A 12,232-nucleotide genomic window follows, 5' to 3' on the forward strand; every position below is an offset into this window, starting at 1 on the left:
AACACAGCAGTTAAGCTCTTCAGCGCCGATGGTAGTTGGGTTCGCCCCTGCGAGAGTAGGACGCTGCCAGGCAAGATATAAAAAATCCCTGATCCATATAAGGATCAGGGATTTTTTATATGGCTGAATGAAGGCGATGTGAGAAATTCCACCGAGGTTCCACATCTTTGATCTCAAATCGGTGGATTGCTTTGATTAGCTGGATACAAAGTTCTTGTTCCATATCTTCTTTCCAGGCATGGGGAGCGGAGCTGCTTAATTTTTTAATCTTGGGTTGAAAGCGGATAAGGACAGCTTCCATCGCTGCTATATCGTTTTCTTTTGCTCTGATTGTAAGATCAAGCAATGTGTTCAATTCAGTTTCCTCCTTTTTGGATCTGATCTATCAGCGCCTGGAGTGTTTGTTCCAGGCGCTTGATGTTTTGTTCAAGACGTATAAGCAGATAAAACGATACTACAATAGGGAATCCAAGATTACCGACCATGGAAATAATGGTTTCTGTTGTCATGGTGCATCTCCTTTCGACAAAACTGAACGGAGTTTCTTAAGTGCGGCTTGAATCGATTTTGAAACAGCTTGCTGCGATATATTAAATTTCTCGGCAATCTCGGTATGGGTGAGCTGGTGAATGAAATGGAGCTCTAAATAATCTCTCTGCTTCATGGGCAGTTCTTGAATAGCAATCAGGAGAGCAGGTTCATGTATTGCCTGTTCCCATCTGTATACAGTTTGATCTTCTCTTGCGACAAGCATATCCTTTTTGGTGGTTTCCTGTTCTTCGCTAGCTGGCTGATCCAGGATCGATAATTCCCTGCCTGAAAGTTTTGCTGCTTGTTTGCTGTAATTTCTTGCATAATAGCTAAGAGTCATCGTAAGGTAATTCGTTAACTGTATTTCTGTATAGAATTGCTGGAAAGCAGAATTAAGCTTTTGCAGATTAGCCGCAGAAGGATAACGCGTCGCTTGTTCGTATATCAACCGGTGCTGTTCCTCTTTCAAGAAGCCTTGCATCAAAGCTGTGTTTGGATGAATTATGTTATGCTTAGGCATTTCATTGCCGCACATATATGTTCCCCCTCTCAACTAGTAAACGAACATATGTTCTGTTTAAGTGTAAAAAAAATCAGCCTTTTTGAAAAGACTTTTTGGGACAGTCCCAACCTGCTCGTCCATTTGGGCTGCCAGCTGTAGGAATCATAGATGGGTTTCCTCCTACAACCTATAGTTTATAAAAGGTAAGAAATCCCCCCTTTGACAACGTCAATACGTACAAAGCGTACAAACAACATCCTTGAAAGGTGAACATAAACTTAGAATGCAAGATTGACAGGTATGAAGTTCGTTAGTTTAGGAGAAACTAACCTAACGGAGGTGGAGTATGATGAGCAAAGGCTGTTTATGCGGAATTTGTGATCAAGAGAAACAAGAAGGGATACATCTGTATCGTTTTTTTATCTGCAAACAATGCGAGCAGAAGATCATCCAGACAGAACCGAAGGAAGTGCAATATCATTATTTTGTAAAAAAACTTCGGAACTTGAATCAAATGACATTCCACTAAAGCCTGTACAAGGCTTTTTTCTTTCTGTATGTATGCGTATAATAAATGGAAAAAGCTAAAGGAAGAACGAAATGAATCAGTTAGATACGCCTTTATATACAAGATTGGTGCAGTTTGCTAAGAAAAAACCAATCTCGTTCCATGTGCCAGGCCATAAAAATGGAACGCTGTTTGAAAAAGATTCGTTCTTTCGGCATGCAGCGTTGCTGGATCAGACAGAGCTGCCGGGTTTGGATGACCTGCATGCCCCAGATGATGTAATTGCAGAGGCGCAGCAGTTAGCAGCGTCTTATTTTGGAGCACAGCAAACGCGTTTCCTGGTCGGGGGGAGCACGGTCGGGAACCTGGCGATGATACTAGGAGTCATTAACAGGAATGATGTAGTGCTTGTACAGCGCAACTGCCATAAATCGGTATTGAATGGTTTAGAGTTTGCTGGAGCAAAACCCGTCTTTTTAGCGCCGGTATATGATGATGATAAAGAGAGATATACACATCCCACGCAGGAAACAATGAAGGAAGCCATATCCAGATACCCGGAGGCAAAAGCACTTATAATGACGTATCCGGATTATTTCGGTACGGTTTTTGATTTGAAGGAAGCAGTGCAAGAAGCACATAAGCATAATATACCAGTGTTGGTGGATGAGGCTCATGGGGTTCATCTTCGGACTGCAGACACACTGCCTATGACTGCCTTAGAGGCCGGAGCAGATGTCATTGTCCAATCAGCTCATAAAATGGCACCTGCATTCACGATGGCATCGTATCTGCATTTGAATAGCGAGTACGTTTCCATTTCCTCTATCGATCGTTATTTGAGGATGCTGCAGTCCAGCAGCCCATCTTACTTACTGCTGGCTTCCCTAGATACAGCCAGGAAGTACTTGGCTACCCGTACGCCTGCGGATATGGATCATTTGTATAAAGCAGTTGGTGCTTTTCGGGAGCTGCTTGCTGCATCGGATTTATGGGAAGTGGAAAGACAAGACGGCGATTGGCTGAAAATTGTTTTGCGCGTACAACCTGGGTATCAGCCAAAACAGATTGCGAGTATGCTGGAATCTGCCGGTATTTTCCCGGAATTAGTTACAAATCGGCATATTTTGCTTGTTCATGGATTGGAAGCATTATCCGAAGACGAATTCGAGCGCGTTAAAATTGCCATGGGCGCGATGAAAAAACCAACCGAACAGGAGTCTCGGAATGCCGCTCATCTTTTTTCTGAACCTATCCAGGAGCTGAAGATAAGTTATGCAGAGATGGAGAAGCAGCTGCCGTATTTCACAAAGTGGTCCGATGCTGTCGGCTGTATTGCAGCAGAAGCGATCATTCCTTACCCGCCAGGGATACCAGTATTGGCAAAAGGAGAAATCGTTACAAAACAGCATGTGGAAATGATACAATTATGGAAGAATAACAACATCTCTTTTCAAAATGAACGCATTGAAGAAGGGATGTTCACCTATCGAGGGTTAAAAGAAGGAGAATGATTTTGACGGGATTGTTTATTACGCTGGAAGGCGGAGAAGGTGCAGGCAAAACGTCCGCTATACCGCTTCTGACAGCTCGATTGGAAAAAGAAGGCTATCAAGTGCTTGCTACCCGTGAGCCAGGAGGGATCGAGATAGCTGAAGCGATTCGCGCAGTGATTCTGAATCCAGCCAATACAAGCATGGATGGCCGTACAGAGGCGCTGCTTTATGCAGCTGCCAGAAGACAGCATCTGGTGGAGAAGGTGTGGCCAGCGCTGAAAAAGGGAATGATTGTACTATGCGATCGTTTTGTGGATAGCAGTTTGGCTTATCAGGGTTATACGCGCGGTCTTGGGATGGAGGAAGTGATGGAGATCAATCGATTCGCTGTCGAAACTACCATGCCGGATTTGACATTATTTTTTGATATTTCTCCAAAAGCAGGATTGGCACGAATTTCGGAGAATAAAAGTAGAGAACAGAATCGATTGGACTTGGAGGCGTTATCCTTCCATGAAAGTGTCTATGAAGGGTATCAGATTCTTCGGGAACAATACAAAGACCGCTATGTGACACTTGATGCTTCCAAACCGCTTGCCGATGTAGCAGAGCATGCTGTGCAAGCGATCATGGCTTTTTTGCAAGGTAAAGAAAAGTAGTGAAGAAGATTTGGAGGAGGAAATAAGATGAAACTAGTATTGGCAATCATTCAGGATAAAGACAGCAACAGGCTGACAGATGCGCTAGGAGACCAGAATTTCAAAACGACCAAGCTGTCCACGACTGGCGGCTTCCTGAAAGCAGGTAACACAACGCTGATGGTCGGGTGTGAGGATGATCAAGTCGATGATGTACTAGATATCATCAAGGACAATTGCAGTCAGCGTAATCAGATGGTGGCACCGATATCCCCTATGGGCGGCAATGCGGATTCCTATATCCCGAATCCGGTCAAAGTGGAGGTTGGCGGAGCTACTGTTTTCGTGCTGCCTGTCGATTCCTTTTTCAAGTTTTAAATAAAGGAGACAATACCGTTGAAAATCGGCCCTGATATACGTGCTCAGCTGGATGCTTCACGTAAGAACACGACACAGGCATCAGCTGAGCCAAAAAGATTTCAAGAGCTGGTGCAGTCCCAAAGCCGGAAATTGCAAGGACAGGAATTACAGCAGCTGATCTCAGACATCACCAAGCAAGGGGAACGACTCGCACGAACACGTTCGTTCCGTGAGCTTGCTTTGTATAAACGGAAGATTAAGAAGTTCATGGAAGATGTGAAGGACAATGGGATGGAGCTGCATCATGAGCATTCCTGGAACCAGCATGGGTCCAGGAAGCTTACGACTGTGCGGCAGATCGATGAGAAGCTGATGGAGCTGACTGAGATTTTGATGAATCAGGAAAAGCAGCAGATCGGTGTTCTCGGTCTGATCGGAGAGATCAAAGGCCTCCTTTTCAATCTTTACACATGAAGTAACTGATAAAGGAAGAACATTATGTCGAATTGGGCTGAAATGTCTACTAAACAGCCTGTTGTCAGCAAGATGCTCGTCAACAGCCTAAAACGCGACCGTATTTCTCATGCCTACATATTACAAGGATCGCGCGGAACCGGAAAAACAGCATTGAGCCGCTTGTTTGCCAAGAGTATCTTTTGCAAAAATCGTCATGGTGCCGAGCCTTGTAATGACTGCAAGGATTGCCGCCGCATCGATTCGGGCAACCATCCGGATCTCCATTGGATCGTACCGGATGGCGCCTCGATAAAAAATGATCAGATACTCCAGCTGCAAAAAGAATTTTCCTATACGGGGATGGAATCGGATCGTAAAGTATATGTAATGGAAGATGCGGATAAGATGACAGCCAATGCATCCAACCGATTGCTCAAGTTCCTCGAGGAGCCTGGTGCCCATACAACAGCAATTCTTTTGACGGAAAATAGTCAGGCACTGCTTCAGACCATCCAATCCAGATGTCAGATTCTAGCATTGCAGCCACTGCATGAAGGACAGTTTGAGAAACTACTCGTTTCGGAGGGCCTGCCGCAGTCATCAGCACGGCTTTTATCCCAGCTGACGCAGAATTATGATGAAGCAATGGAAGTTTCCAGTCAAGAGTGGTTTGCTAAAGCGCGAAAACTAGTGGTACAATTAGTAGAAGTGCTGGAAACCAGGCCTAATGAAGCGCTTTTGTTTATCCATAGTCAATGGATGCCTGTGATGAAGGATCGCGAGCTGCAGCAGCTGGCGTTACATCTGCTATTATTGTGGTTTAAAGACATTATCTATCTTTATGCTGACAGGCCGGATTCCATTATCTATATACAGGAGAAAGACAGGCTTGAGAACAGCCTTCGCCATTGGACGAGGCAGCGGGCCACAGATGCTCTGCAGTCCGTTATGGAAGCGAAACGCCAATTAGACCAGAATGTCCATCCTGCACTTGTCATGGAGAAATTAACACTTCAGATGCAGAGGTGAATGGGTAGATGCAAGTCATTGGTGTCCGCTTTAAAAAGGCGGGTAAGATATATTACTTCGATCCAGGCACACTTTCGGTTGCTTTGGACGATTATGTTATTGTAGAGACTGTTCGCGGCGTTGAATTCGGACGAGTTGTGCTTGCTGATAAGCAAGTGGATGAAGAGGATGTTGTCCTCCCTCTGAAAAAGGTAATTCGTATCGCAACAGACAAAGATAAATTCAGCGTAGCAGAAAATACAGAGAATGCTGCGCAAGCACATAAGATTTGTGAGAAAAAGATCCGGGAACATAAGCTTGAAATGAATCTGGTTGATGTCGAATATACTTTTGACCGGAATAAAGTCATATTCTACTTTACGGCAGATGGCCGTGTCGATTTCAGGAACCTGGTGAAGGATCTGGCTGCAGTCTTCAAGACTAGGATTGAACTAAGACAGATAGGGGTGCGTGATGAAGCGAAACTCCTTGGTGGTATTGGTCCTTGCGGAAGAATGCTATGCTGTTCCACTTTCCTGGGAGATTTTGAGCCAGTGTCGATCAAGATGGCAAAGGATCAGAATCTATCGTTGAATCCAGCGAAGATTTCTGGTTTGTGCGGACGGCTGATGTGCTGTCTGAAGTATGAAAATGATGAGTATGAAGAGGCGAAACGTGAGCTACCGGATTTAGGTGAAGCGATTCGGACTTCTTACGGATCGGGTAAGGTAGTTGGCTTGAACATTTTGGAACGGTTGATTCAGATTGAAGTGCCGGAAAAGGAACGGGTTATCGAGTACACCTTAGATGAACTGATCGAAGAAGGAGTTATCTCAACGCAAGCCATGGAATAATGGGGTGGAGAGACGGTGAATAAGAAGGAAATATTAGAGCATGTCACACAGATGGAAGAGCAAATCGGACAGCTATATAAGCAATTGGGTGATGTGAAGGGCCACGTGGCAAAGCTGTTGGAAGAGAATAACCGTCTGACAGTGGAAAACCATCATCTGCGCAATCGTCTTGACGGACAAGCTGAACAGGAACAGAAGGCTGGCGGCAAAGCAACACAGTCCAAGGAAGCACCGATTGGCGAAGGATACGATAACCTGGCTCGTTTATACGAAGAAGGATTCCATATCTGCAATGTGCACTTCGGCAGTCCGAGACGAAATGAAGATTGCTTGTTCTGTTTGACGTTCTTGAATAAGAATAAATGATGTGACGGCCTTTCTTACACTTAGTAGGGAAGGTCCTTTTTTGTAAATAACGAGAAGGGAATTAACTATATGGTGGAACTAAAAGGCGATGAGCGGCTGGATTACTTGCTTGCAGAAGAAAATATGCGCATTATCCAGAGCCCGACTGTATTTGCTTTCTCATTGGATGCAGTTCTCTTGGCTGATTTTGCATCAATCCCTCTTTCAAGAGGGAGGGTATTGGATTTATGCTCCGGTAACGCTGTGATTCCTTTGCTGCTCAGCAGGAGGACAAAAGCGAAGATGACAGGCGTCGAGATTCAGGAGCGCCTTTATGATATGGCAGTGCGGAATGTTGAACTGAATGGGTTGGAGGATCAGTTGGAGATGATACATGGTGATCTGAAGGAAATGCCAGCTGTCTTGGGGAATGGTCCATTTGATGCAATTACGTGTAACCCCCCTTACTTCAAGACACCAGGAAAACGCGAGCAGAACCTGAACGAGCATTTGACAATTGCCCGTCATGAAATCATGTGCACACTGGATGATGTCGTTCTGGCCTGCCGGAAACTTGTCAAACCAGGTGGAAAGGTCAGTCTCGTGCATCGGCCGGATCGTTTACTGGATATCGTCACTTCCATGCGCGAGCAGAAAATCGAACCGAAACGGATGCGGCTTGTTTATCCGAAACCTGGGAAGGAAGCAAACATCCTTCTGATTGAAGGTGTCCGTAATGGAAGTCCGGGTTTGAAAATCCTGCCGCCGCTTTATTCTCACAAAGAAGACGGAGGATATACGGCAGAATTAGAGGAAATCCTGTATGGCAGCAAATAAGCATCTTGTTTATATGCTGAAATGCAAGGATGGCAGTTTATATACAGGGTATACAAACGCGCTGGCTAAGCGCTTGAGGCAGCATGCTGCAGGTAAAGGAGCAAAATACACAAAGGGCAGAGGTCCTTTTATCCTTGTATATATAAGGGGGTTTGATTCCCGGGAAGCGGCGCTTCGTGAGGAATACCGAATCAAACAGCTGCCAAAACATCGAAAGTGGGCTCTCGTCCAAGAAGGAGGAAAGCAGTATGCAATCACAGAAAAGTTTTGATCAGCATGAAAAAGGCACGCTTTTCATCATACCGACGCCTATAGGCAACCTGCAGGATATTACGATAAGGGCGCTGGAGACTTTAAAACAAGTACATACTGTTGCCGCAGAGGATACACGAAATACGAAAAAACTGTTTAACCATTTTGAAATTTCGACACCGCTTATCAGTTACCATGAGCATAATCGGAAAGCGCGAGAACAAATGCTTCTCAATTTGTTGGAAGAAGGAAAGGATATCGGCCTGGTCAGTGACGCAGGTATGCCGGCTATAAGCGATCCGGGCCAGGAGTTGGTCCAAGCAGCAGCTGAAGCTGAGTTTCCGGTCGTTGTTCTGCCAGGGGCAAATGCAGCACTCGTCGCATTGGTCGGATCCGGACTTTCGACAGATGCTTATCAATTTTATGGATTCCTTCCACGAAAGAAGAAGGAATTGACCGGAGAATTGGAAAAGCTCCGAAAAGTGGCAGCAACACTGATTTTCTATGAAAGTCCGCATCGCTTGAAAGAGACGCTATCTGCCTTGCTTGTTAGTTTCGGTGATAGAAGGATTGCACTAGGCAGGGAGCTGACAAAACGATATGAGGAATTTCTGCGAGGAACAGTGCAGGAAGCATTGGATTGGGCTGCCTCTGAGACAGTGAGAGGGGAGTTCTGCCTTGTCGTGGAAGGTGCTACAGAAGCGGAACAGCTGGAAGAGGTGCAAGACTTTTGGCAGGATATGAGCATACAGGAACATGTCGAATGGTATATAGAAAATCAGGAACTACCTTCAAAACAAGCGATCAAGCAAGTTTCTGTGGATCGACAACTCCCTAAACGGGATGTGTATCAGGCTTACCATGTTGAGTAAACAGAAGAAAACCGCTCCAAAATGGAGCGGTTTTCTTTTATTTGTTCAGACGTGTTTGGATTTCGTTGATTAGCTCTTCTGCACCTTCGCGGCTAAGAACTAGTTTACCGTTTGCCAAAGACAAGTTGTCATCGGAAATCTCACCAGTGATGTGGCAAGTCATGTTCGGTTTGTATTTTTTCAGGATGATGCGATCGTCATCTACGTAGATTTCCAAAGCATCTTTTTCGTTGATTCCTAGTGTCCGGCGCAATTCAATCGGGATAACAACTCTTCCCAATTCGTCTACTTTACGTACAATACCTGTTGATTTCATTTTTTGTTTCTCCTCTCGGGTGAGTATATATGTTTATTCGTCATTATTCGACAATTTAACTACTGCCTATCGTACCAGTGATTGACATATGTGTCAATTCAAAAAAATTGAATTCCAGCATTTTGCTGGCAAGAAAAACATAAGAAAGGGAATATTGTGGGTCTTTTAGACCATTATAATGGTTGTATATGTAAAATAAGTAAGATAAATAGTGATAAATAAATAGAAAGATGATAGTGGAGTTTTGTCGAGTGCTCGACATTATTCGACACATCGAACTCATGTGTCGGATTATTACCATAGAAATACGTATATCTGCTCATTTTTTTGTCGCCTATGGAAAGAAAAAATTTCTGCTGGATTGGAATTTATGACTGAAAGTCGCTACAATAGAGAATAAGTGTAATAGCGATACGAGCGGCTCACGCTGGTGAGCTTTTTTATAATGGAGGGTTAGCAGATGCAGAAAGAGAATAAAACATTTTATATTACTACGCCAATCTATTATCCGAGTGGCAAGCTGCACATCGGACACGCCTATACGACAGTAGCTGGTGATGCGATGGCTCGTTATAAGCGTCTGCGCGGATATGATGTCGCGTATTTGACAGGTACGGATGAACATGGTCAGAAAATCCAGCGCAAAGCGGAAGAACAAGGTGTGACGCCGCAGGAATATGTAGACAACATCGTAAAAGATATTAAATCACTGTGGAAGACGCTGGAGATTACCAATACCGATTTCATCCGCACGACTGAACCTCGCCATAAGGAAACTGTTCAGAAAATATTTTCCCGTCTATTGGAGCAGGATGATATTTACTTGGACGAATACGAGGGCTGGTACTGTACTTCGTGTGAATCCTTCTTCACGGAAACACAGCTGGATGATGGCAGATGCCCGGATTGCGGCGGTCCAGTTGATCGTGTGAAAGAGGAATCCTATTTCTTGCGTACGAGCAAATATGCTGATCGCCTGCTGAAATATTATGAGGAAAATCCTGAATTCATCCAGCCGGTTAGCCGGAAAAATGAAATGATCAACAACTTCATCAAACCTGGACTGGAAGATTTGGCTGTCTCCCGTACGTCATTCGAATGGGGGCCAAAGGTGCTTGAGAATCCGAAGCATGTCATTTATGTATGGATCGATGCGCTTTCCAACTATATCACAGCATTAGGATATGGCTCCGATGATGACAGTCTTTATCAAAAATATTGGCCGGCCGATGTTCATTTGATGAGTAAGGAGATTGTTCGTTTCCATACGATTTACTGGCCGATCATGCTGATGGCATTGGATCTGCCGCTGCCGAAGAAAGTATTCGCACACGGCTGGATCTTGATGAAAGACGGCAAGATGAGTAAATCGAAAGGGAATGTCGTCAGTCCGGTTGATTTGAAAGAACGCTATGGTCTGGATCCGCTTCGTTATTACCTGCTTCGCGAAGTACCATTCGGTGCAGACGGCGTGTTCACGCCAGAAGGCTTCGTCGATCGTACAAACTTTGACTTGGCTAATGATCTGGGCAACTTGCTGAACCGTACAGTAGCAATGATCAGCCAATATAAAGAAGGTATCGTGCCAGCCTTTGTTGCTGGCGAGACAGAATTCGAGCAGGCATTGGAGGACATGGCAAAACAAACTGTCGAGGAAGTGGAAGAAGGAATGGAGAACATGGAGTTTTCCGTTGTTCTGGCGAAGATTTGGCAGTTGGTCAGCCGGGCAAACAAATATATCGATGAAACGAAGCCTTGGGTGCTGGCAAAAGATGAAGCGCAAAGCGATCGTTTAGGAAACGTGCTTGCTCACCTTGCAGAAGTGCTGCGCCAAGTAGCTATTTTGCTTCGCCCATTCCTTGTTGAAACACCAGCGAAGATCTTTGCGCAGCTTGGTGTAGAAGAAGCTAGCCAAGATTGGGATACGCTTCTTGCAACAGAGGTGAAAGCAGGGCGTCAAGTGAAGAAGGAAGGCCCGATCTTCCCTCGTCTTGATGCAAAAGTGGAAGTGGAAGCGATCAAGAATATGATGAAGGTTCCAGAACCGGAGAAAAAAGCACAGCCGAAAGAAGAGCAGGAGACTACAAAGCTTCCGGAAGTGCAATATGAGGATTTCGCGAAGCTGGAATTTCGGGTTGCGGAAGTGATCGCTGCTGATAAAGTGAAGAAGGCAGATAAACTATTGAAAATCCAGCTTGATTTAGGAACAGAGAAGCGCCAGGTTATCTCTGGTATTGCAGAACATTATGCACCAGAAGATCTTGTTGGCAAGAAAGTGATTTGTGTGGTGAATCTTAAGCCGGTTAAACTTCGCGGGGAGATGTCCGAAGGGATGATTCTTTCCGGTGAAAGTGCGGATGGGAAACTTGCACTGGCAACAGTGGAACAGGATTTGCCGAACGGATCGATTGTAAAATAAAGAAAAGGGGGAGACGCTTGCACGCAAGCGTTTTTCCTTTTTTAACAGATAGAAAGGACATCTGCTATGTTATTTGATACACATGCTCATATTAATGATGAGCAATTTGCTGAAGACCGAAAAGAGATGCTGCAGCGGGCAAAGGATGCGGGCGTATCCCGTCTTGTCGTTATTGGCTGCGATGCCGAGGGGATCACGTCGGCAATCGAGCTTGCTGAGAAATACGATTTCGTCTATGCAGCAATTGGGTGGCATCCTGTTGATGCCATCGATATGACCGATGCTGACCTGGATCGAATCGAGGAGCTTGCGGCACACCCTAAAGTCGTGGCAATCGGGGAGATGGGACTGGATTATCATTGGGACAAATCACCGAAGGATATCCAAAAAGATGTATTACGACAGCAGATTCAGCTGGCTAAACGCGTCAAGCTGCCGATCATCATTCACAATCGGGAAGCAACACAGGATATCATCCCGATTTTAAAAGAAGAAAATGCAGCTGAAGTCGGAGGCATCATGCATTGCTACAGTGATGAAGCGGATCTAGTACAGGAGTTTCTGGATATGAATTTCTATATTTCCCTTGGCGGTCCTGTCACTTTTAAAAATGCCAAGGCGCCGAAGGAAGTAGCGAAAATGGTACCAGCTGATCGGCTGCTGATTGAAACAGATTGTCCGTATCTGGCACCTCATCCAAACCGCGGCAAACGCAATGAACCTGCTTATGTGAAGCTAGTGGCTGAGCAAATTGCAGAGCTTCGCGGGATCGGATACGAGGAATTGGCAGAGCTGACAATGCGAAATGCAGAAAGACTATATAAAATAAAATCATAGA

Annotated in this window: 17 protein-coding genes; 13 read left to right on the plus strand and 4 right to left on the minus strand. The window is 45.0% G+C overall.

Annotated elements, in window-relative coordinates; all coding sequences use genetic code 11:
* Positions 1 to 115: 115 nt before the first annotated feature.
* The 3 genes from AB1K91_RS18935 to AB1K91_RS18945 are packed head-to-tail and all read right to left on the minus strand — an operon-like array spanning position 116 to position 1,066.
* Positions 116 to 355, minus strand: coding sequence for a helix-turn-helix domain-containing protein (locus AB1K91_RS18935; RefSeq protein WP_413092135.1), 240 nt, complete (start codon positions 353 to 355; stop codon positions 116 to 118).
* Position 356: 1 nt separating this feature from the next.
* Positions 357 to 509 (minus strand): YvrJ family protein, encoded by a 153-nt coding sequence (locus AB1K91_RS18940; RefSeq protein ID WP_413092137.1) that lies wholly within the window; start codon positions 507 to 509, stop codon positions 357 to 359.
* On the minus strand, positions 506 to 1,066 hold the full coding sequence (locus AB1K91_RS18945) for a sigma-70 family RNA polymerase sigma factor (RefSeq protein ID WP_413092139.1): 561 nt from the start codon (positions 1,064 to 1,066) through the stop codon (positions 506 to 508). Before AB1K91_RS18945 ends, AB1K91_RS18940 begins: the two co-directional genes overlap by 4 nt.
* 313 nt (positions 1,067 to 1,379) lie before the next feature.
* On the opposite strand from AB1K91_RS18945, the gene AB1K91_RS18950 reads away from it, so the two are divergent.
* The 11 genes from AB1K91_RS18950 (at position 1,380) to rsmI (ending at position 8,659) form a co-directional block, all read left to right on the plus strand.
* On the plus strand, positions 1,380 to 1,562 hold the full coding sequence (locus AB1K91_RS18950) for a sigma factor G inhibitor Gin (RefSeq protein ID WP_413092140.1): 183 nt from the start codon (positions 1,380 to 1,382) through the stop codon (positions 1,560 to 1,562).
* Between the two features lie 71 nt (positions 1,563 to 1,633).
* A complete protein-coding gene (locus AB1K91_RS18955; RefSeq protein ID WP_413092142.1) occupies positions 1,634 to 3,055 on the plus strand; it encodes an aminotransferase class I/II-fold pyridoxal phosphate-dependent enzyme in 1,422 nt (473 codons plus the stop codon).
* 2 nt (positions 3,056 to 3,057) lie between these two features.
* Positions 3,058 to 3,696: a dTMP kinase gene (gene tmk, locus AB1K91_RS18960; RefSeq protein ID WP_413092144.1), complete on the plus strand. Its 639-nt coding sequence runs from the start codon at positions 3,058 to 3,060 to the stop codon at positions 3,694 to 3,696.
* A gap of 27 nt (positions 3,697 to 3,723) precedes the next feature.
* Positions 3,724 to 4,053, plus strand: coding sequence for a cyclic di-AMP receptor DarA (locus AB1K91_RS18965; RefSeq protein WP_093728709.1), 330 nt, complete (start codon positions 3,724 to 3,726; stop codon positions 4,051 to 4,053).
* A gap of 18 nt (positions 4,054 to 4,071) precedes the next feature.
* Complete coding sequence (locus AB1K91_RS18970) at positions 4,072 to 4,509, plus strand: YaaR family protein (protein ID WP_413092146.1); 438 nt, start codon at positions 4,072 to 4,074, stop codon at positions 4,507 to 4,509.
* A 24-nt stretch (positions 4,510 to 4,533) separates the two neighbouring features.
* Positions 4,534 to 5,520 carry a DNA polymerase III subunit delta' gene (gene holB, locus AB1K91_RS18975; protein WP_413092148.1) on the plus strand — a complete coding sequence of 329 codons (987 nt, stop codon included), beginning with the start codon at positions 4,534 to 4,536 and terminating at the stop codon, positions 5,518 to 5,520.
* An 8-nt stretch (positions 5,521 to 5,528) separates the two neighbouring features.
* A complete protein-coding gene (locus AB1K91_RS18980) occupies positions 5,529 to 6,353 on the plus strand; it encodes a PSP1 domain-containing protein (protein WP_093728712.1) in 825 nt (274 codons plus the stop codon).
* Between the two features lie 15 nt (positions 6,354 to 6,368).
* Entirely contained in the window at positions 6,369 to 6,719 is a 351-nt protein-coding gene (yabA, locus tag AB1K91_RS18985) for a DNA replication initiation control protein YabA (RefSeq protein WP_413092150.1), read from the plus strand.
* A 72-nt stretch (positions 6,720 to 6,791) separates the two neighbouring features.
* Positions 6,792 to 7,535, plus strand: coding sequence for a tRNA1(Val) (adenine(37)-N6)-methyltransferase (locus AB1K91_RS18990; RefSeq protein WP_413092229.1), 744 nt, complete (start codon positions 6,792 to 6,794; stop codon positions 7,533 to 7,535).
* Entirely contained in the window at positions 7,522 to 7,806 is a 285-nt protein-coding gene (locus AB1K91_RS18995) for a GIY-YIG nuclease family protein (protein WP_413092152.1), read from the plus strand. The genes AB1K91_RS18990 and AB1K91_RS18995 overlap by 14 nt, the downstream gene beginning before the upstream one ends.
* Complete coding sequence (gene rsmI / locus AB1K91_RS19000) at positions 7,784 to 8,659, plus strand: 16S rRNA (cytidine(1402)-2'-O)-methyltransferase (RefSeq protein WP_413092154.1); 876 nt, start codon at positions 7,784 to 7,786, stop codon at positions 8,657 to 8,659. Before AB1K91_RS18995 ends, rsmI begins: the two co-directional genes overlap by 23 nt.
* 37 nt (positions 8,660 to 8,696) lie before the next feature.
* On the opposite strand, the gene abrB is transcribed toward rsmI, so the two are convergent.
* The gene (abrB, locus tag AB1K91_RS19005; RefSeq protein WP_038562480.1) at positions 8,697 to 8,975 is read right to left on the minus strand and encodes a transition state genes transcriptional regulator AbrB; all 279 of its coding nucleotides are present in this window, start codon (positions 8,973 to 8,975) and stop codon (positions 8,697 to 8,699) included.
* A gap of 460 nt (positions 8,976 to 9,435) precedes the next feature.
* Between abrB and metG the strand changes: the two genes are divergently transcribed.
* Both metG and AB1K91_RS19015 read left to right on the plus strand, forming a co-directional pair.
* Positions 9,436 to 11,394, plus strand: coding sequence for a methionine--tRNA ligase (gene metG, locus AB1K91_RS19010; protein ID WP_413092156.1), 1,959 nt, complete (start codon positions 9,436 to 9,438; stop codon positions 11,392 to 11,394).
* A 66-nt stretch (positions 11,395 to 11,460) separates the two neighbouring features.
* On the plus strand, positions 11,461 to 12,231 hold the full coding sequence (locus AB1K91_RS19015) for a TatD family hydrolase (protein WP_413092158.1): 771 nt from the start codon (positions 11,461 to 11,463) through the stop codon (positions 12,229 to 12,231).
* The last annotated feature ends 1 nt before the right edge of the window (position 12,232 follow it).

Origin of the sequence: Terribacillus jepli (assembly GCF_047228925.1) — a bacterium.
Classification (GTDB): Bacteria; Bacillota; Bacilli; order Bacillales; family Amphibacillaceae; genus Terribacillus.